13 protein-coding genes are annotated in these 20,202 nt (G+C 52.7%); 7 read left to right on the top strand and 6 right to left on the bottom strand.

Annotation, left to right across the window (positions count from 1 at the left end):
* Positions 1–174: 174 nt before the first annotated feature.
* Positions 175–1,158, bottom strand: a complete 984-nt coding sequence (locus V8I28_RS05040) for an aldo/keto reductase (RefSeq protein WP_341779033.1) — start codon at positions 1,156–1,158, stop codon at positions 175–177.
* 166 nt (positions 1,159–1,324) lie between these two features.
* Between V8I28_RS05040 and V8I28_RS05035 the strand changes: the two genes are divergently transcribed.
* From V8I28_RS05035 to V8I28_RS05025, 3 genes are all read left to right on the top strand, one after another.
* Positions 1,325–1,927 (top strand): NAD(P)-binding oxidoreductase, encoded by a 603-nt coding sequence (locus V8I28_RS05035; RefSeq protein WP_341779032.1) that lies wholly within the window; start codon positions 1,325–1,327, stop codon positions 1,925–1,927.
* Between the two features lie 78 nt (positions 1,928–2,005).
* Complete coding sequence (locus V8I28_RS05030) at positions 2,006–2,380, top strand: hypothetical protein (RefSeq protein WP_341779031.1); 375 nt, start codon at positions 2,006–2,008, stop codon at positions 2,378–2,380.
* A 128-nt stretch (positions 2,381–2,508) separates the two neighbouring features.
* Complete coding sequence (locus V8I28_RS05025; protein WP_341779030.1) at positions 2,509–3,525, top strand: polysaccharide deacetylase family protein; 1,017 nt, start codon at positions 2,509–2,511, stop codon at positions 3,523–3,525.
* Positions 3,526–3,574: 49 nt separating this feature from the next.
* Here V8I28_RS05025 and V8I28_RS05020 read toward each other — a convergent pair whose 3' ends face one another.
* Positions 3,575–4,717, bottom strand: a complete 1,143-nt coding sequence (locus V8I28_RS05020) for an ArgE/DapE family deacylase (protein ID WP_341779029.1) — start codon at positions 4,715–4,717, stop codon at positions 3,575–3,577.
* 291 nt (positions 4,718–5,008) lie between these two features.
* Here V8I28_RS05020 and V8I28_RS05015 point away from each other — a divergent pair, with 291 nt between their 5' ends.
* Together V8I28_RS05015 and addA are read left to right on the top strand one after the other, a co-directional pair.
* A complete protein-coding gene (locus V8I28_RS05015; RefSeq protein WP_341779028.1) occupies positions 5,009–8,629 on the top strand; it encodes a PD-(D/E)XK nuclease family protein in 3,621 nt (1,206 codons plus the stop codon).
* Entirely contained in the window at positions 8,613–12,440 is a 3,828-nt protein-coding gene (gene addA, locus V8I28_RS05010) for a helicase-exonuclease AddAB subunit AddA (protein ID WP_341779027.1), read from the top strand. The genes V8I28_RS05015 and addA overlap by 17 nt, the downstream gene beginning before the upstream one ends.
* Positions 12,441–12,489: 49 nt before the next feature.
* On the opposite strand, the gene V8I28_RS05005 is transcribed toward addA, so the two are convergent.
* Positions 12,490–12,681, bottom strand: coding sequence for a hypothetical protein (locus V8I28_RS05005; RefSeq protein ID WP_341779026.1), 192 nt, complete (start codon positions 12,679–12,681; stop codon positions 12,490–12,492).
* Positions 12,682–12,741: 60 nt separating this feature from the next.
* The gene (locus V8I28_RS05000; RefSeq protein ID WP_341779025.1) at positions 12,742–13,911 is read right to left on the bottom strand and encodes a thiolase family protein; all 1,170 of its coding nucleotides are present in this window, start codon (positions 13,909–13,911) and stop codon (positions 12,742–12,744) included.
* A 301-nt stretch (positions 13,912–14,212) separates the two neighbouring features.
* On the opposite strand from V8I28_RS05000, the gene V8I28_RS04995 reads away from it, so the two are divergent.
* On the top strand, positions 14,213–15,178 hold the full coding sequence (locus tag V8I28_RS04995; RefSeq protein ID WP_341779024.1) for a hypothetical protein: 966 nt from the start codon (positions 14,213–14,215) through the stop codon (positions 15,176–15,178).
* A gap of 53 nt (positions 15,179–15,231) precedes the next feature.
* Here the strand turns inward: V8I28_RS04995 and V8I28_RS04990 are convergent, their stop codons facing one another.
* Both V8I28_RS04990 and lysS read right to left on the bottom strand, forming a co-directional pair.
* Positions 15,232–16,746: a UDP-N-acetylmuramoyl-L-alanyl-D-glutamate--2,6-diaminopimelate ligase gene (locus V8I28_RS04990; RefSeq protein WP_341779023.1), complete on the bottom strand. Its 1,515-nt coding sequence runs from the start codon at positions 16,744–16,746 to the stop codon at positions 15,232–15,234.
* A gap of 19 nt (positions 16,747–16,765) precedes the next feature.
* Complete coding sequence (gene lysS / locus V8I28_RS04985; protein WP_341779022.1) at positions 16,766–18,277, bottom strand: lysine--tRNA ligase; 1,512 nt, start codon at positions 18,275–18,277, stop codon at positions 16,766–16,768.
* Between the two features lie 256 nt (positions 18,278–18,533).
* On the opposite strand from lysS, the gene V8I28_RS04980 reads away from it, so the two are divergent.
* Positions 18,534–19,721, top strand: a complete 1,188-nt coding sequence (locus V8I28_RS04980) for an MFS transporter (protein WP_341779021.1) — start codon at positions 18,534–18,536, stop codon at positions 19,719–19,721.
* Positions 19,722–20,202 lie beyond the last annotated feature (481 nt).

Genomic DNA, 20,202 nt, shown 5'->3' with positions numbered 1-20,202 from the left:
GAGAATATTGTTCGGGTTTCTCTCTCAAATCACTACTAAAAGAGCTTACCATGAATTTTAGATGATTGCAATCACGAATTACAAATAAAATTATAAAATGAAAGTTCGTGAATAAAAGAAGATATCCAATTGACGGATATCTTCTTTTATTTCTTAGATGATGAAAATCAAAACTTAATCCGGATCGGCGAGGGATTTCCCATTAGCCGTGGCTTTGAAGGTGGCAAAGGCCGAATCAATCGTCTGGTAGTCCGCTTCGCTCAACGTGACGTCCAGGGCTTGGGCGTTGGCTTCGACCTGACTGGCTCGCTTGGCCCCGGGAATGACGACGCTGACGAGAGGATCGTGCATGTACCAGGCGAGGACCGTTTGGGCCACCGTGGCGTCATGAGCCGCCGCAATCGGTTTAATTTGTGCGATGGCCTGCAGGGCTTGACTGTAACGGGGTTCCTGGAAGTCGCTGATCTGGCTACGAATATCATCGGCCGGGAAGGTGACGTCCCGATCGTATTTACCGGTGAGCAGTCCGGAAGCCAGTGGGAAGTACGGCACGAAGCTAATCTGGTGGTCCTTTAGGTAAGGCATGAGGTCTGCTTCGTGATCGCGGTGAAGCAGGCTAAATTCGTCCTCGACCACGTCAACGTAGCCGTCCGCATTAGCCTCTTTGACCTGGGCCAGACTAAAGTTGGATACGCCGATCGCCCGAATCTTTCCTTGCTCGCGTAGGCGTTGCAGGGCACCCACGGCTTCGGCTTTGGGCGTCTGTTTATCTGGAAAATGAATGTAGTAAATATCGAGGTAATCGGTGTTGAGTCGTTTCAGACTCGCTTCGACCTGCTGCGTCAGGAAGGCGGGATCGTTGTTGATGACCTGTTCACCCGTGGAAAAGTCCTGAGCGCCCTTGGTGGCTAGGGCAAAGCTGTGCCGGTCAAAGTCGTGCATGGCTTGGCCCACCAGCTCTTCGGAATGGCCGAGGCCGTAGACGAAGGCCGTGTCCAGCAGTTTAATTCCATGATTCAAGCCGGCCTTGACCAGATTGAGGCCATCTTCATCTTTTAAGTTCGGAAAGAGATTATAGCCGCCCACCGCATTGGTTCCGAGTCCCAACGGGGTGGCCGTCACGTCAGTTTTACCAATCGTTACCTGAGTATGTGTCATCATTAACCTCCTAATAAATGGCTGTTGGTACCGGATTCATTACGCGTTCATTATACCGAATTTTACGATGAAAAGGGGAGATTCTCGCCGAAAGTTTGATCGGAAATGCGCAGTTGCCCCGGACTTTCTGGTACACTGGGAGGCAAGGAAAAGGAGCGACAGCGAGATGACAACTTACTTAATTATTGGCGCCAATCCGGTCGGTCAGTTAGTGGCTCAACGGCTATTGGCACAGGCGGCCGGAACGATTCGGGTTTTACATGCCGCAGACGAGACTCTACCGACCGAATTGGCCGCACAAGTGACGGAACTGACGGGTGACTTGACTCAGGAGGCCACGTACACGGCGGCCTTGCAGGATCAGCCCGTTGTTTTTTCAGCTTTGACGGGGATGGATGTCGACCTGGCTTTTGAGGCCCTGTTTGATGCGCAGTACCATCAGCAATTGACGCTGACCCGCTTTGTCATGTTGAGTACGGCCGGGGTGGACCACGAGGTGACGGGCGAATTGTCTTATCCGAACATTACCGACGTGAAAGAATACCTCAACCAACAGCGGTACGCGGCTAAGTTGGTGGACGAAGCGGAATTTCCATACACCATTTTACGACCGGTGACGATGACGGCTACGCCAGCAAGCGAAGCCAAGATCTTAACGGAGGGCGCGGCCGTACCGGCGGGAACTGTTTCACGTGAAACAGTTGCGACCGTCGCCACCCAGCTGTTGACGCAGGGGGGCTACGACTACCAATCCTTAGCGATTTGCTAAATCTTTCGCAAAGTTTGCCGTTTCCCCATAAAATAGTGCCTGTTGTGAGCAATAGTTTGTTAGAATAAGGTCAGTGGGGTGAAAGCATTGGCATTAAATATAGACGATCAGCAATTACAGGCGATTCGTGAGCGCATGGATGAAGCTAATCAGCGCGCTCATTTCGTCATCTTTCAGTCCGTTGAGCGGAAGACGGGAAAAGTGTTGCGATTGATTACGGATATTGAGAGTTTTCGGGCAATTCAAGAACAACACGCCGCGGACTCCGATATGGCGATCATCCAAGACATTGTGCCTATTTCTGATACGCTGGCTCGGTGGGCGGTCGCGGAAAATATGGCGGCTCAGCAGTCGACTGACGAATCCGTCTTAGCCGATTTGGAATACTATACCAACGAGGTTCTGAAGGAAAATAAACAAGCAATTAATCCGCCAGATGATGGTGAAAACTAGGCAGTTCAACGTTCGCGTTGCGCTGCTTTTTAATTACCAAATTTGTAAGACGTTTTACGATTCATTTCCCGTGACAGCTGGTAAAATTAAGGTAGTTTCAGGGGAGTCTTATTTGAGGAGGGATTATGATGAAACACAAACGATGGGTTTATGTTGGCTTACTGGCGGCCGTAACGTTACTGGTCCTAGGCATTGGCGGTTTGCCGGCACAAGCCAAGACGACCAACAAGACCGTGACGTTCGGTCAATTGACGAATAAAAACACGCACCGTCTGGCCGCGATTCGACAGGCCGCACGGCAACAGATTCTAAAGCAAACGCACGCGAAGAGCAGTAAAGTAGCCGCCGTTTACCGGGTGAAGTTACCTAAACATATGACCAAGAAGGCCACTTTGACGCCACAAGGCTTACGGATGAATCTGCTGGCAAATAGTTTTAAAGTTAAGCAGATTACGATTCCGTATTCGCAGCTCAAGGGAAAAATTTTAAATCGTTACTTACCTAAGGCTAACCGCACCAAGGCCGTTAAGACCAATAAAATGGTGGCCCTGACCTTCGATGACGGGCCGGATAAGACGCTGACACCGCGTCTATTGAAGACCTTGAAGAAGTATAAGGTGCACGCCACCTTCTTCGAAACGGGGCAAAACGTCAGTCGCTATCCGCAGGTGACCCGGGCCGTTTTGGCTGGGGGCAATGAGGTCGGCAACCATTCTTGGAATCACCCGAATTTTAACAGCATTGGCACAGCCAAAACGGTGAGCCAGGTAACCCGCACCAACCGGGCCATTTATCAGGCCACAGGCACCTTGCCACAGTACGTGCGTCCACCATATGGCAATATTACGGCGGCTGAGGGCCGGTCGATTGAACAACCAATCGTGCGTTGGTCGGTAGACTCGCGCGACTGGGCTTACCTGAATAAGAACAAAGATATTAATGAAGTGATGAAGGATACACGTGGTGGCGACATTATTTTAATGCACGATATCCACTCACAATCGGTCGCCGCGGTGCCGACCATCATTAAACGCTTGAAGGCCAAGGGCTACAAGCTAGTGACGGTCAGTCAGTTGCTGAATAATCAGGCCTTGCCAGGGCTTCAGTATTTTGGCGTGCACGACTATCGAACGGCCGGCAAATAATGAAAAAAATGATTGGCTCCACGAGTAATCGCAGAACCAATCATTTTATTTAGGCTAAAAATTCTTGAGCGAGTTGTTGGTACACGTGTTGAACGTGAATAAATTGATCAAGATCGACAAATTCATTGGTCGCGTGGGCCTCGCTCCACTCCCCGGCGCCGTAGACGATGACGGGAAAGTCGTTGGTGGACTTGGTAAATTCGGACGCGTCCGTTGCGCCGTGAATCACCTGTAGCTGCGTTTCCCGGTTGAATTCGTGGTCGGCAATCCGTTTGGTTAATTGGACGAGTGGGGAGTCCTGCCGGCTAATGATCGGCTTAAAGCTGTAGTCCACGTGAAGGGTCAGGTGCTGGTCCTTTTGTGTGTTGAGTTGGTCGACAATTTCATTTAGCCGCTGGATGACCGCGGCGTTGTCGAATTCCGGAATTGGTCGAATGTTGCCTTGGAGCTCGGCCTTGGCGGGAATGCTATTGACCTGTTCACCACCGTTGAAGACGGTCACACTGTGGACCAAGGGCCCCAGTTCAGGACTGACCGGAGCATCGTCAAAGGCAGTGGCTTCGGCCGTGATGTATTTGGCTAAATTGGTGACGGCATTGATGCCCTTTTCCGGCATGGAACTGTGAGCGCCTCGGCCTTGCGAGTATACGTGGTAGTTGAGCGAGCCGTTGTGGGCGTAGACGATGTTCCCACCGGTCGGTTCCCCGATGACCATGGCACTCAGATCGTCGGCCAAACCTTGTTCGGTCAGCATCCGTGACCCCATGGCGCCATTTTCTTCGCCAACCGTACCGATGAAGCGCAGGCGCCCGTGCAAGGCCGTTTGCTGGTCGGCGAGGTTGAGAAAGGTAATGACCATGCCGGCTAAGCCACTCTTCATGTCGGCGCTGCCCCGACCGTAGAGGCGGTTTCCCTCAATGTGGGCGGCAAAGGGGTCGAATTCCCAATCAGTGGGGTCACCCGTAGCCACGGTGTCGAGGTGTCCGGACAACGAGAAGACCTTGTCGGATGAGGCATCCCCGATTTCGGCAACTAGATTGCTACGACCCTCGGCGTAGGGGATTTGTTTAGCGGTGATTCCGTGTTCGGTAAACAACTTTTGGATGTAGTCGGCGACCGCGGCTTCATTGCCGTTAACCGAGTTAATTTGAATTAAATGTTGGAGAATTTGAATCTTTTCGCGATCTTCCATAAATTAGACAGCCCACTTTCTCATTGATTTTTAATGTTAAATCTAAGTGTAGCACGCTCACTGGCAGTTGGCGACTATTCTGTGGGATAAGTCTGCTAATACAAGTAAATTTGTAGCAAACATATGTTCGCTTTCACTGGAATCTATGCTAAAATATAATCAAGTTACAATGAACTAGAGCAGTCGTTTTGACTAAAACGACTAGCAGCGATTAACGGCTCGGATCAGCCAAAATAAGATGACGGTCCTGTGATAGACTAGCCATAATTAGCGACATTAGGAGGTCGGCATATGAGTTTACAATTTATTCTGGGAAGTGCCGGGCGTGACCACCGAACACCAATGGTGACGGCAATGGCCCACCAGATGACAGCCCAACCTACGGACCAGTGCTACTACATCGTTCCCAACCATATTAAGTTTGAGACTGAAGTCGATGTATTGACGGCACTGAAGGCCCAAGTGGCACCGGATCAGGCGTTATTTGCGCAGACGCGGGTCCAGATTTTTTCCTTTACCCGTTTGGCTTGGTTCTTCATGAAAAACGAGCCAATCTATCAGGTGCCGCGTATTTCTACGGCCGGCTTGAACATGTTAATTTATCAAATTGTTCAGAGTCATGCCGATGAGTTAACCATTTTCCGTGGGGAAGTGGACCGTCCGGGCTTTGTCAGTCAGCTGACGGCTCAGCTCTCGGAATTAAAGGTGGGACAAGTGACGGCCGCAGACCTGTTGGCGGCGATTGAGAAGCTGTCCACCACGAATGCCGATCTCCAGGCCAAGCTTCACGACTTAATGGTGATTTACGAGGCCTTCGAGCAACAGATGCTGGGCAAGTACGTGGAAAACACGGACCTCCTGAATCAGCTGGCCGATTTTTTGGATCGGCAGGTGGACTTAAGCCATGCTCATTTTTATCTGGAAGGTTTTTCACAATTAAGCGCGCAGGAGCGGAAATTAACGGCCGCCTTGATTGAACGCTCGGCCAGCGTGACGGTCGCCCTGAATCTGGATAAGGGCTATCCGCAAACCGTGCCCGAGGCCACGAGCCTCTTCTTCCAGTCGGGCAAACTGTATCATCAGTTGTACAGCATTGCCCGCGCGGCCGGGATTCCCGTGGGCGTTGACCAGCGGGCCCAGGCGCCCCGGGTCTCGGCCGATTTAATCGCGTTGGATGATTTCTGGCAGGCGTCCAATACCTTATCGCCGCAACCGCAGCCGGCCAAGCAGGTGCCAACGCATATTCAGATTGTCCAGGCCACCAATCGTTACGTGGAAGTTTCTCGCGTCGCCACGCAGATTCGCCAACTCGTCGCCAGTGGTCAATACCGTTATCAAGACTTCCTCGTGATGGCGCGGCACCTGGATCATTATCAAACGGTCATTGACCCCATCTTCAAGGCGCAGGAGATTCCCTACTTTGACGATGCGGATGTCCAGATGGCCGACCACCCCTTCGTGGAGTTGATCAACGCGCTCTTCGATGTTAATCGCCGAGACTATCGCTATGCCGATGTCTTTCGCGTTTTAAAGTCGGAACTACTATTACCTAAGGACGAAAACGGGGAGCCGATGGCATTAAATGCCTATCGCCAAGCGTTGGCCCTGACCGAAAACTTTGTCTTAAAAAATGGCTTCGAAGGCCAGCATTGGTGGACGCAAAAGGACGACTGGGTTTATCTGCGTTTCTCGGCGGGGGATGATGAGATTCAGACCACGCACAATGACCAGATTACCCAACAAATCAATCTCATTCGTCACTTTGTGAAGGAAACGTTGCCGCCATTCTTTTCCCGGTTAAAGGCCGCTAAGACCTATACGGACGCGGCCACCGTTCTGTATCAATTCTTGGACCGCGCCGGTGTTAGCGCGCAACTGATGGCTTGGCGGGATCAGGCGATTGCCGCCGGTGATCTGATGCGTGCGGGGCAACCGGAACAGACTTGGGCGACCTTCTGTCAAACGTTGGACGAGTGCCACAGCATCTTGGGTGACATGGCCTTTAAACTAGCGGATTTCCAAGCGTTACTCCAGTCGGGCTTTGAGGGCGCTAAATTCAGTCAGATTCCGTCTACCTTGGACCAGGTCACGATTACGGAAAGTGGGATTGTGCAGGCCAACAACCGCAAGATTACCTTTCTGATGGGCGCCACCGCCGATGACATGCCCGACGACCAGATTCCCACGAGTCTACTGGCCGATAATGACCGCCAGGACCTCAGTGAACAGCTCCAGGCGGTAGATGAGAATAGCTACTTACGCGACGATGCGGCGACCCAGTTGGCTGGGGAACCCTACCTCAATTACTTAGCCTTTTTAAGTGGCGGTGAGCGCTTGATTTTTAGCTATCCTGCCACTAGCGATGATAACCATAATGGCCTCCAAATTTCGCCGTATGTTGAGCGGATTCGCCAGCATTTTAACCTACCCGTGATCCAAGCAGCGGCGACCCCAACGGCCGAAGACACGGCCATCTTGCCGTTTGTGGGGACACGTCGAACCACGCTACGCCACTTGGTGCAGGCCAGTCATGACGGGCAACTTCGGAACGTGGCGCTGTCTAAGCCGTGGCTCTACATTTGGCGAACCTTGCGGCAAGACCCGAATTACGGTCAATTGACAGCTAAACTCATGGGGAGTTTGGCCTACAAGAACGTGCCAACGCAACTCACCAAGGATACGGTGATCCAACTCTATGGACAAAAAATCAGCACCTCGATTTCCAAGCTGGAGGAGTACTATGCTAATCCGTACGCCTATTTCCTAAAGTACGGTCTCCGCTTGCAGGAACGAGAGGTCTTTGACCTTTCGCCGGCCAGCACGGGGGAATTCTTCCACGCCACGTTGGAGCGTTTGATGAATCGGGTAAAGGCTGAGCAACTCAATCTCGCCGACTTTGACGACCAACAGTTACGCGAGCTGACGGACGACGCGGTGGGTCAGGTCTTAGACACGACGGTCAATCCACAATTTGCTGTGTTAGAGCGTTCCGCACGTATGCGGTATATCCGCGCGCAACTCATCAAAACCATGCGTCAAATGGCCAAGACGTTACGCGAACAGAGTAGCCGCACGCAACTCCGGCCTAAGCAGATGGAATTGAAATTTGGCCTGGGTGATCCGCATGGCCTGGCGCCCTTATCCTTTGATCTAGGGCATCAGCATCAAGTGACCGTTCGGGGGCGAATCGATCGACTGGATGCCCTGCAACTCAAGGACCAGAACAAGGCCTATCTGGGTATCGTGGACTACAAGAGCTCGGAGCATAAATTTAGTTATCAAGACGCCTACTATGGTCAAGCCATGCAAATGCTGACGTACTTGGACGCGGTTAAGAAGAACTTGCCGGAACTCCTGGCCGATTCGTCACTCGATCCCCACCAGGCGGAGTTGGCGGGAGCCGTGTACTTGCATTTACAAAACCCAATCTTACGAGCGGCGGATGTCTTAGACGAGGATCCGATGCTGGCCTTACTGAAGGCCGAACAGTATCAGGGACTTTTACTGGACGATCCCGATCTCCTCGCCAATTTAGACTCGCTCTTTGCTACGCCGGATTATCACGGGAGTTCCTTACTCTTCTGCGGATTACGCCGGGGCGTTAAGGGCAACTACACCTCGTATAGTAAAATGCTGGTCAATCCAACGGAGCTGAATCTCCTGCTCCAGCATACGGAAGGCCTCATTAAGCGGGCGGCTAACGAAATCTTCGATGGGAAGGTGGACTTGGCACCCACGCGGGAGCAGAACAAGACCGCCCTGCAATTCTCGCCGTACAAATCAATTATGCAATTCGATCCGCTACTAACGGAAAACAACTACCGGGACTTAGCACCCCTCAAGAAGGACGATGTCATGGCCCGAATTAAAAAGGAACTCGCAAAGGAGGACCCTCATGAGCACGAAATTTAGTTTTACCCCTAGTCAGGATCAAGCCATCCATGATGCTGGCAACAATTTATTGGTCTCAGCCTCGGCCGGTTCCGGTAAGACCCGGGTACTGGTTCAGCGGGTGATTGAGAAGCTCAAGGCGGGGACCGGGATTGATGAAGTGCTCATCGTGACCTTCACCAAGGCGGCCGCCGCCGAGATGCGAGACCGGATTCAGACCGCGCTCCGTCAGGAATTGGCCCATAGTCAGGGGGATAGCGACCAGCAGCAATTTTACTTGCGGCAACTGAATCAATTACCCGTGGCCGATATTAGTACGCTGGATGCCTTTTGTCTGCGGATTTTGCAGCATTACTATTACGTGATTGACTTTGACCCGGTCTTTCGTCTATTAGCCGATGAAACGGAGAACGGACTCCTACGCGATGAGGTCTGGGCGGACGTCCGCGAAGACCTCTATGCCCAAGGTGAGCAAGCCCCGGCCAAGGGAGAACTGTTGGCCGCCGGGGCACCTAGTTTATTTGCCCAGCTGACGGAAAACTTCTCCGGTGATCGGGGGGATGATGGGTTAGCCGAGCTGGTTCAACGGACGAATACCTTTGCCAACGCGACCGCCGACCCGGATGCTTGGTTGGATAACTTGCCCCGACCCTATCAGCTGGATAGCCAGGCCCTCACGGGGACCACGTTTTATCGCGAACAACTCCAACCGCTGTTCACAGAGCAACTGCAGCAAATCAAAGCCGATTTGACCAGTGCCCAGCAATTAGCCAAGCAAGCGAACTTAACCAAGCAATCTGACCATTTAAAGCCGCTTGTCAGCGCACTAGACGCGGTCTTAGAACTCGTCGACCATGGCAGTTGGAACGCGCTTAGAGCGGCCGTCAGTGACTTTAATTGGGGGCGGATGCCCAGCGTGCGTAAGAACAATGCGGACTATCCCGTTTACAATCGCCTCAAGACGACCTACTATGACCCAGCCCGCAAGCAATTAGACGCGCTGAAGAAGAGCTATCTGATTCAATCGGAGCAGGCCGCCATGACCACGATTAAACAGTCTGGTAAATTAGTCGGTGAACTGGCCCGGGTGGTCAAGCAATTCCGGCAAGCCTACGCCGCCGAGAAGCAGCGCCGTCACGTCCTCGACTTTGCCGACGTTGAGCACGCGGCGCTCGCCATTTTAACGCAGGATACGGACCAGTCCCGTCAGGTTGCCGCGCAACTCCGCCAGCAATACGCCGAGATTATGGTCGATGAGTATCAGGACACCAACGGCTTGCAGGAAGCGATTCTAACGGCCATTGCTCAACCGGCGCCGGCCGGAAATCTCTTCATGGTGGGGGATGTGAAGCAGTCGATCTATCGCTTCCGTCAGGCCGATCCCACGCTGTTCATGGACAAGACGGATCGCTATACGGTGGACCCACAGTCCGGCGAACTCATTGTCTTGGCCGAGAACTTCCGGTCCATGAAAAATGTCGATGACTTTACCAATCTGATCTTCAAGCAACTCATGGATCGGCAGCTGGGAGAGATTGACTACACGGGAGCCGCCCAACTGAAATTTGGGGCCACGTACTATCCCGATGACGTGACCAGTACCGCCGAATTGCTGGTGTACTTGACGGATGACGAGACGGACGGTTCCGCCGATTTGGCGTCGGACGATCCGGACCAAGAAGCCATGAACGAACGTTTTCAGGTGGACAATAAACATCAGGGTGAGGTATTGGTGGCGGGTCAAAAGATTCAGGATTTAATTGCCGCGCAAACGCCAATCTATGACCGTGATGCGCGGCAGGTTCGGCCAATTCGCTATGGCGATATCACCTTATTGACGCCCACGCGAACCAATAACCTTATCATTACGGATGAGTTGCGGCGACTGGGCATCCCGGTTGTGGTTAACGATGCGCAAAGCTATTTCAAGACCACCGAAATTCAGATTATGATGGCGCTGTTGAAAATTATCGATAACCCCTATCAGGACATTCCCTTAGCGGCCGTTTTGCGTTCGCCAATCGTCGGACTTGACGAGAATCAACTCGCGGCCCTACGCATCAATCAACGAACGGGCGACTACTACCAAGCGTTACTGCACTTCCAGCAGAGTTATTCGCCGGACAATGCCAGTGACTTCCAGCAGGTGCTCTACGACAAGGTGGGGCACTTCCTGGAACAATTGACGACCTTTAGAGACATTGCTCGGCAAAACCAATTGGTTACCCTGATTTGGCGCATCTATCAGGACACGGGCTTTCTGGACTACGTGGGTGGCATGCCGGCTGGTGAACAGCGGCAGGCGAACTTGCACGCCCTGTACGAACGCGCCCAAGGCTACGAACACAGTAGTTTCAAAGGCCTCTTTCAATTTTTACGGTTCGTCGAACGCCTACAGGAGCGCGACGATGATTTGGCCGGCGCACCGGTTCAGGCTGCAGAAAATGCCGTTTCCGTCATGACGATTCACGGAAGTAAGGGACTGGAATTCCCAGTCGTTTTCCTGATGGACGCCTCGCGGCAGTTTAACCGGCAGGACCAACAAGGCAGCTACGTGATGAGCGGTAAGCAGGGGATTGGGATTGACTACCTGGACACGACCAGCCGAATCAAGGCCCCCAGCCTGCAGAAACTCGTGACGGCTCAGGCCATCTCGCGGGCCAGCCTCGCCGAGGAAATGCGAAAACTGTACGTGGCTTTGACGCGGGCCGAGTCGCGAATCTATATCGTGGGGTCGCATCAAACCGAAGAAGAGGCCCTGAGCACCTGGCAGCAGGCCTTTCAGAGTCCCGACCTCGTCTTAAACGCGACCCTGCGCGAGAAGTCAACGGTGGCCAATTACCTCGATTGGATTGGGATGTGTCTGGTTCGAGACGCGAAGTTTAAGACGGATCAACCGGCCGGGCAGGCGCTTTCTGCGCTAGCGGGCGATCCGGCTAATTTTTCCGTGCGGTTTGTCTCGGCCCACGACCTTCAATCGCTAGCCACGGCGCAAGCGACTACAGCCGACTGGATTAAGGCCAACCAGCCCCAGGCGGACGCGGTTCCACCAGCCGAGATTGATGTTGATCAAATTCACCAGATTATGGACTTTCGCTATCCGCATCAAGCAGCGACCCAGACCACGGCTTACCAGTCCGTCTCGGAAGCCAAACGACTCTTCGAAGACCCGGACAACGCCGCCATCGGGGAGTATCAGCCGGTGGGCAACGGCCAGCATGGTCGGCGTTTCGTGACGCATGACTTTGCCCGGCCCGAATTTCTGCAAACGGTCCGCGCCCCCTTACCCACCGAGATTGGGACGGCGACGCACTTGGTTCTTCAACAGCTGGACGTGACGGTTCCGCCAACGCAGGCCTCGATTCAGGCGGTGATTGACCGCCTGGTGGCCGACCGCATCTTAACGCACGAGGTGGCCGACCGTGTTCGGGCCGATTTGATTCTTCGGTTCTTTGATACGCCGGTGGGACAGCAGATCTTGGCGCACCCCGACCAAGTCCATCGTGAAGTCCCGTTTTCACTATTAATGCCGGCTAAGAGTTTATTTCAAGATTTCACGGAAGCCGACTCACAGGTCCTGGTCCACGGGATTGTGGATGGTTACTTGCAGACGGCCGACGGCATCACCTTGTTCGATTACAAGACCGATCACGTCAACGCTCAGGCCGTTGATCAAAGTACCGCTAAGATTATCGACCGGTACAGTGGGCAGGTTAATCTGTACGCGGCCGCTTTGACCCAGATGACGGGCCAACCGGTCACGAACCAATACCTCTACCTCTTAATGACCGGGGATCTGGTGGCGGTTCCGCGCAAGACCCTTAACGTTTAACGCAAAAATCACCGCAACGACGACTGCCATTGCGGTGACTTTTTTTTAATTATTGATGAATCATGAGTAGTGAAATCAGCACGAAGACCAGGACGATCATGACCGCTAGTATGCCTAAGAGTCGGCGGTTGAAGCGGTGATCGAGGTGATAAACGTAGCCGAGAATCCCGGTGAGGACAACGAGTCCCACTACTGCCAGAATGATCAATTTTAGTTTGACGTCAAAATCCGTAGTTAACATGGCGCGCTTCCTTTTTCTGAGTCGTTGTCGTCATTATACCAGAAGAGTCGCTGTGGACGGCTAATTCCGTTCGATGAGCAGGGCGATGCCCATCCCTCCGCCGATACACATGGCCGCTAATCCGCGGTGGCTATCGCTATGGATGAGTTCGTGCAGTAAGGTTACCACGATTCGAGTGCCGGACGCCCCCAGCGGATGGCCCAAGGCAATGCTGCCACCGTTAACGTTCAGACGGTCACTAGGCAACTTCAGGTCGCGTGCGATGGCGACCGACTGGGCGGCGAACGCCTCGTTGACCTCGTACCGATCGATGTCGCTGACTTGTAAATGGTGTTGGTCGAGGACGTCTTGAATGGCGTATACCGGGGCATAGCCCATGATGTCGGGATCAATCCCGTTTTCATGATACCCCGTTAAGGTGGCTAAGTAGGGGATGTTGGCGGCTTGGGCGGCCGATTTACGCATGAGCACCATCGCGGCGGCCCCATCGTTTAGCCCGGCGGCGTTTCCGGCGGTGACGGTGCCATCTTCGCGAAAGGCCGGGGGTAACGCTGCTAATTTTTCCAGAGAAGTGTTGGCCCGAACGGCCTCGTCTTGCGTAACGAGTGTCTCACCCACGGGTACGGGTACGATTTCATCATTGAATTGGTAATGTTGCTGGGCCTGAACCGCTTTTTGTTGGGAAGCCAGGGCAAAGGCGTCCTGTTCCTCGCGGCTGATGTTGAAGCGTTCCGCCACATTTTCCGCAGTGATGCCCATGGGAACGTTGGTGAAGGCGTCGGTCAAGCCGTCACGCGTCAGGCTGTCCGTCAGGGTAACGTCGCCAAACTTATGGCCCCATCGCGACTGATGATTCAGGAAGGGCGCCTGGCTCATGCTCTCCGTGCCGCCAACCAGGACGGCATCGGCATCGCCCATGAGGATGGCGGATTGTCCCAGCCGAATGGCCTTGAGACTGGACCCGCACACCTGATTGATGGTCATGGCCGTACTCGTTTCGGGTAGGCCCACGTTGAGTTCGATTTGCCGCGCGACGTTTTGCCCCAGGCCGGCTTGGAGCACCGTACCAAAGATGGTTTGCTGAATCATGGCGGGATCGAGGCCGCTGCGTGTAACGGCGGCCTGAGCAGCGATACTCCCCAATTTGACGGCCGAAATGGACCGTAAGCCCCGGCCAAATTTTCCGATGGGGGTTCGTGCTGCGCTAACAATTACAACTTCTTCTGCCATGTTAAGTCGTTCTCCTTTTTCCGAAAGTCTCCGAACCTTAAATATAACCGACTTTTACTGATTTGTCTTGAATTTAGCCGCGGTGGTCGAGAGACTTCGCGTTTTCTTAAAGAAATCCGAGTCAAATTGGCAGCATCAACCTAATTATTAATTTTTATTATTAGTAACTGGATGTTGATAATTGATGACAAAACGTTCAGGCATCCGGATCTGCGTGTTAATATTAGGGGTTGATTTTCCATTCGGACGGTCATCGCTTATAATGAGAGGTGGAATTCTAACAGATAGGGGAATTGTAGTTATGGAAGAAACTGAAACAGCAGCCGAACTAATGACGCCCAAGGCGTTCCTGACCCCGGAGCATTTAGCTCGGTTATCCGCCAACCAACAGAAGTATGCGGCGGATATCTTGACGGACGTGGATAAGACGCGGCAGACCGTTGATCTCGGGACCGGTGCGTGGTCGGTTTCACAATTGACCGGCACCTTGGCCGCCTTACCGACCGTGGTCGAACGGCCGCACGTTTATTACGTGGCCGTCGTCCCCGTCTTGACGGCCTACTTCAAGGCGCAGGCGGCACCGAACGTCAAGGACCTGCTAGCGGCCCTCAAGCAAGCGCGGCCGGCGTTAGTTGAAAAACACGAGGAAGCCGCCGCGGCACAAGCGGCCTATGAGGGCGTGGTGACGCTGGTCGAATCCTGGCTTCAGGATATGGGCACCCAGCCGGAGGTCACGAACTTAAGTGACCAGGACCGGCAACACTTTGTGACGATCGTTCACACGACGGCGGAGCTCATGATTACCGGCAAGCAATGTCAACCGGCCGATTGGGACGTTGCGGCCGTGTCGTCCATCATGTTCGGGCCATTTACCCACTTATTGGACGAGTCGGACCGTGTGCCCGCGCTCTTTAACCTGGTGCCCTTTGCCTTGACCACGTTGTTCAGCTATCTGGATGAGCAACATCAGTTAAAGCACGCCGACCAGCTGTTGGTCTGGGTGGCGAAGAACCACGAGGCGCTGGTGACCATGTATAATCCTAAACTGGAAAGTTTCTACGAGGAACTGGCGTCTGCGATGCGTCGGGCCGGTGTAGATGCCAATGACCATGCGGCCGTGGATGCCTTCACGCAAGACTATCTGAACGCGCACCCGGCCATGGGGCGGTCGCTTTTCACAACGGATCAACAACTGATCAAGAAGCGGCCCGCTAAGCACTTGAAATACAGTCAGAAGCGGCGCCGGAATCGTCGTAAGAGACGGTAACTTTATGAAACGAACAAAAAACGACGGACAAATTTGTCCGTCGTTTTTTTATCCTAATTTTCCAAATCGTCGATGGCTTCCTGCGCCACAACAGGGTCCGTGGCGTAAGGGGTATCGACACCGTTAATCTTTTGGTAAGCGTCCTGGCCCTTACCGGCAAGGATAACCAAATCGTGATTAGTGGCGGAAGCAATCGCCTGGTGAATGGCCGCTTCCCGTTGAAGAATCAGTGTTGTTTTAACTTTCGTGTGATCGATATGACTATCAATTTCCTTGGCAATGGCCGCTGGGTCTTCGTGGCCCGGGTCGTCCGTCGTCAGGAAGGCGACGTTCGCGTAGTCGTTGAGGGCCTTAGCAAAGCCTTCGCGCCGGTCCTCACCCTTGTCGCCGGTGCTCCCCAGAACCACCTTAATCTGGTGATCGGGGAATTGGGCGTGAAGGAAATGAAGCAGGGCGTTCATGCTGCCCCAGTCGTGCGCGTAGTCAATGTAGACGGTCCCGTGTTGCTTGGTCGTTAAGACCTCCATCCGCCCCGGAATCGTCGTGTTGGCGAGGCCGGATTGCATGTCGGCCACGTGGGCACCCGCCAGAGAACTGGCAAGAATGGCCGCCGTGGCGTTGCTTTGGTTGAAGTCGCCGGGGACGGAAACGCTGTACGTGGTGGCTAATTCGGCGAACCGCGCGGCGTCTCGGTTAACGGTCAGGCTAAACTGGCTGTCCGTTAGCGTGGCCGCTTCGCTGGTCAGTGAAACGGTCGCGTCGGGCTGATTAACGCCGTACGTGAAGATGTGGTCGGGCGCCGTGGAGACCTTGGCCGCCGCTAGCACCTCGTCAAAATGATCGGTGTCCGCATCAATAATGCAGTTGTCCGAGTTAATCATGAGCTGCATCTTGCAGAAGAGATAGTTGGCGAAGTTGGGATGCTCGTTGATCCCAATGTGATCCGGCGTAATGTTGAGGAACAAGCCTACATTGAACTTTAAACCGTAAACCCGGTCCAACAGATAGGCCTGCGAGGCCACTTCCATGACCAACACCTTTTGGCCATTCGTCACAGCCTCCCGCATTTCCCGGAAGATATCGAAGGATTCTGCCGTGGTGAGGTGCGCCTTGAATTGGTCCTGCGGCTTGGGTCCCAAGATGTGATTAATCGTGGAGAACATGGCCACTTGATGGGGAAAGGTCCGCTCCAGGATGTTTCGCGTGAAATACGTGGAGGTGGTCTTTCCCTTCGTCCCGGTGTAGCCAATCACGAACAGGTCGTTTTGGGGAAAGCCAAAGTACAGTTGGGCCGCTAAAGACAGCGCCTTACGCACGTCGGAAACGAAGATCCCCGGGGTGTCTAGGTGGTAGTCTTTTTCGGCCAAGTAACAGCTGGCGCCACTGGCGATTGCTTGTTGCAGGTAATCGACTGAGAAGTTGAATCCCTTGCAGACGAAGAGGCTGTTGGCCGTGACCTGACGCGAGTCGTAAGCCAGACCGTCAAAAGCAACCTCGTCATCGGTTAGCGTGGTGCCTTGATACAAGTTGTGTTCTTGGAGAAGCGCAATCAACTGATTTACTCTCATGCAATTGCCTCTTTTCGGATTAGTCGTTTGGCCGCATTGTTGGGAAGAGCATGACGTCACGAATTGAAGTGGAGTCGGTTAACAGCATCGTCATCCGATCGATACCGATTCCCAGACCACCAGTAGGCGGCATCCCGTATTCCATCGCTTCGATGTAGTCGGAATCAATCCCGTGGGCTTCTTCGTTACCGGCTGCCCGTTCGGCGTCTTGGGCTTCGAACCGTTGACGTTGGTCGATTGGGTCGTTTAATTCGGTAAAGGCATTGCCGTATTCGTTACCGTCGATATAAAGCTCGAAACGGTCGGTGAACCGAGGATCCTTAGGGTTCTTCTTAGCCAGCGGTGAAATTTCAACCGGGTGACCGTAGATAAAGGTGGGGTTAACCAGTGTGTCTTGAACCTTTTCTTCAAAGAAGGCGTTGATGATGTGACCGACCTTCCAGTAAGGTTCGCAGTGGATACCGTTGTCTTCAGCTAACTTCCGAGCGTCTTCATCGGACATTGGTTGCCAGAAGTCGATGCCGGTTGCGTCCTTGACGGCATCCACCATGTGAACCCGCTTGAAGTCGCTGTCCAGGTCGATAGCCTTACCTTGATAAGTCAATTGACCGGAGCCGTTAACCTTGTTGGCCACGTAGCGGAAGATGTTTTCCGTCAAATCCATGACGTCGGTGTAGTCGGCGTAAGCCGTGTAGACTTCGACCATGTTGAATTCGGGGTTGTGACGTAAGTCGGTCCCTTCATTCCGGAAGTCCTTGCCCAGTTCGTATACCTTTTCCATCCCACCAACGATCAGGCGCTTCAGGTAAAGTTCTGTGGCGATTCGCAGGTATAACGGAATATCGAAGGCGTTGGAATGGGTCACGAATGGCCGTGCTTCAGCCCCACCGGCTTCCGTTTGGAGAACTGGCGTGTCGACTTCGAGGTAACCCGCATTGTCTAAGTATTCGCGAATGGCCCGCTTGATTTGCGTGACCTTAACGAAACGGTCGAAGCTGTCGTGGTTAGAGATTAAATCCAGGTAACGTTGACGGTAGATCGTTTCAGGATTAGTCAGACCGTGATACTTGTCTGGCAGTGGCCGTAAAGCCTTGGATAAGAATTCAAAGTCAGTGAAACGTAAGGTTAAGGCGCCGGTGTTCGTCTTGATCACGTAACCCTTGGCGCCGATGAAGTCACCTAAATCTAACGTCTTGTAGAGGGCGTACTTGTCTTCGCCCAATTCGTCTTGACGCGCGTAACCCTGGATGACACCGGTTCTGTCGAGTAAATCGATGAAGCCGGCCTTGCCGCTGCCACGCTTACCGGTAATCCGACCCGCAACAGCAACATAATGTTTGTCTTCCATCAGCTCTTCTTTATCGTACTTATCGTATTTTTCGGTAAGCGACTTACTGTCGTCAGTTCTATCGAAGCGGTGACCGAAAGGCGCGATGCCCTGTTCTTGTAGCTTGTTCATTTTATCCCGACGAACCTGCATCTGATCATTCAGATCGGTCGGTGCGGCATTATTATTTTTGCTGTTACCCATGTTGTGTCCTCCTATTAAGTATTGATTCAAAAGTTCTATTGAATCCAGACCTCCCTTAAATTTAGTTGATTTTCGGTCAATAAGCAAGCCTAATTGCCCGTTAAATAAGGAAAAAGCCAAAACGCGACCGGTGAATGAAGCCGGTGGTCAAAATGAAAACGGTTTAATATAATTTGTCTGATTTTTCCGGCCGGTGGTGGTTTCGGACCCCGGTGGAAACATGATAGACTGATGGTTACCGTAAGGAGGAATTGCAATGTGGAAACTGGTGCGCTCGCTGTGGCCACTACTGGTCTTAGGCTTGTTGGTCAACACGGCGTATAGCGTGATGTGGCCGTTAACAACCATTTATTTACATCAGAACTTGGGCCTTAGTCTGGTCGTTAGCGGCGTGATCTTGGCGGTTTATTCGGGATTCAACGTGTTAGGTGGCTATCTTGGGGGCCTATTGACCGACCGGTTCCCGGTTAAACGCGTGGGTTTGGCCTTGTTGACCGGTCTGGTCGTTGATGCGGTGGCAGGTCTCTTTTGGAACGGTCGGGTGGCATACCCGCTGGTGCTGGTCGTCTTTGGTCTGCTTACCGGGGGGATGCTAACCCTGATTACGGCGTTGGCGGCCCATCTCAGTCGGGGCAGTGGTCGGCTCTTCAACGTGCTGTATATCTTCATTAACCTAGGCTTGGTTGTGGGGACGGCTAGCATTGGGGTGCTGTTCCACCATAGCCTCCAACCCATCTTCTTTCTATTAATTGCGTGTTACGGCGGGGCAATTGGTCTGTGGCTTAAATACGCCGACCGGTTGGCTCAACCTGTTCGGGGAACCGGGGCCACCGCAGCGGTTACGGCGACCCAGGGCCGGCCAGCAATGTTGCGACCCTTTCAGATTGGGGTGATCTTGCTGAGTTTGACGTTGATGTGGCTGACGTACGCCCAATGGATGAGTAACGTTTCCGTTTATATTCAGAATCAGGGCCTCGGCATTCGCCTGTACAGTCACCTGTGGGTCTACAATGGTTTGCTCTTAATTGTGGTGCAATCACTCATGACTAAAGTCAGTCGGACCAAGACTTTACCGGCCCAGATTATCCTGGGATTGGGGGCCATTGGCTGTTCATTTCTACTATTAAGTAGTACGACGGGCGTGTTGGTTCTATTTGTGGCGATGACGTTGCTAACGCTGGGCGAAGCCATCTATGTCCCAGGTGTTCCTGCACTGATTAATGCCTACACGGTTGGTAATGAGGGGAAGTACCAGGGACTAGTCAACGCTTTTTCTTCATTAGGTAAGGCAGTGGGTCCGGTGATGGGCGGTTTAATCATTGGCTCATCGCAGGCCTTTTCATTACTATTTTTGTTATGTGGTCTCGTGAATGGCCTGATTGTCCTGGGATTAATCGTCGGGGTCCTGCCGGCTCTGAAAAACACGGGCGAACCATCGGCGTAACCAAATGAAGAAACACACGGTCTATCCGTATCAAGTTGGGGATGTTAACCAAGGTCATTCGCTTTTGAAAAAAAGATACCATTTATTCATAGTTTTCATTGACGGGGGCCCACTGGCTTGGTATAGTTATATTCGTTGTCATGTGAGACGCTTAGCTAGACCAATTTAAAAGTTATAAAATACTTGTTGACAGATAAGTCAAAGAAATGGTATAGTGGTTAAGTTGTCGCGTTTAAGACAGCATATCAGCGGGAAACGTTGTTAAATCAAACTTCTTGTTGACATCACATCAGCAACATGATATGATAACTAAGCTGATTACGTTGGTAATCACTTAGGTAGACCTTTGAAAACTGAACATTGTTTCGACAAACCAAATATGTGTAGGGCGGTTTGAATTTATTCAAACCCAAACAATATTTGCGAAGTCAATTCGCTTTTAAAAATGTAACAACAATCGATGAGCTATTCAAGCACATCA

The sequence above is a fragment of the Levilactobacillus sp. HBUAS70063 genome (assembly GCF_038374745.1).
GTDB lineage: Bacteria > Bacillota > Bacilli > Lactobacillales > Lactobacillaceae > Levilactobacillus.
This window is presented reverse-complemented; position numbering and strand designations above follow the sequence as displayed.

What these genes read in the sequence shown, in the direction of transcription:
- addA (WP_341779027.1), top strand. Translation starts at nt 8,613, where the DNA reads ATGAGCACGAAATTTAGTTTTACCCCTAGTCAGGATCAAGCCATCCAT.
- V8I28_RS05040 (WP_341779033.1), bottom strand. Translation starts at nt 1,158, where the DNA reads ATGACACATACTCAGGTAACGATTGGTAAAACTGACGTGACGGCCACC.
- V8I28_RS04995 (WP_341779024.1), top strand. Translation starts at nt 14,213, where the DNA reads ATGGAAGAAACTGAAACAGCAGCCGAACTAATGACGCCCAAGGCGTTC.
- lysS (WP_341779022.1), bottom strand. Translation starts at nt 18,277, where the DNA reads ATGGGTAACAGCAAAAATAATAATGCCGCACCGACCGATCTGAATGAT.
- V8I28_RS04990 (WP_341779023.1), bottom strand. Translation starts at nt 16,746, where the DNA reads ATGAGAGTAAATCAGTTGATTGCGCTTCTCCAAGAACACAACTTGTAT.
- V8I28_RS05035 (WP_341779032.1), top strand. Translation starts at nt 1,325, where the DNA reads ATGACAACTTACTTAATTATTGGCGCCAATCCGGTCGGTCAGTTAGTG.
- V8I28_RS04980 (WP_341779021.1), top strand. Translation starts at nt 18,534, where the DNA reads ATGTGGAAACTGGTGCGCTCGCTGTGGCCACTACTGGTCTTAGGCTTG.
- V8I28_RS05020 (WP_341779029.1), bottom strand. Translation starts at nt 4,717, where the DNA reads ATGGAAGATCGCGAAAAGATTCAAATTCTCCAACATTTAATTCAAATT.
- V8I28_RS05025 (WP_341779030.1), top strand. Translation starts at nt 2,509, where the DNA reads ATGAAACACAAACGATGGGTTTATGTTGGCTTACTGGCGGCCGTAACG.
- V8I28_RS05015 (WP_341779028.1), top strand. Translation starts at nt 5,009, where the DNA reads ATGAGTTTACAATTTATTCTGGGAAGTGCCGGGCGTGACCACCGAACA.
- V8I28_RS05005 (WP_341779026.1), bottom strand. Translation starts at nt 12,681, where the DNA reads ATGTTAACTACGGATTTTGACGTCAAACTAAAATTGATCATTCTGGCA.
- V8I28_RS05000 (WP_341779025.1), bottom strand. Translation starts at nt 13,911, where the DNA reads ATGGCAGAAGAAGTTGTAATTGTTAGCGCAGCACGAACCCCCATCGGA.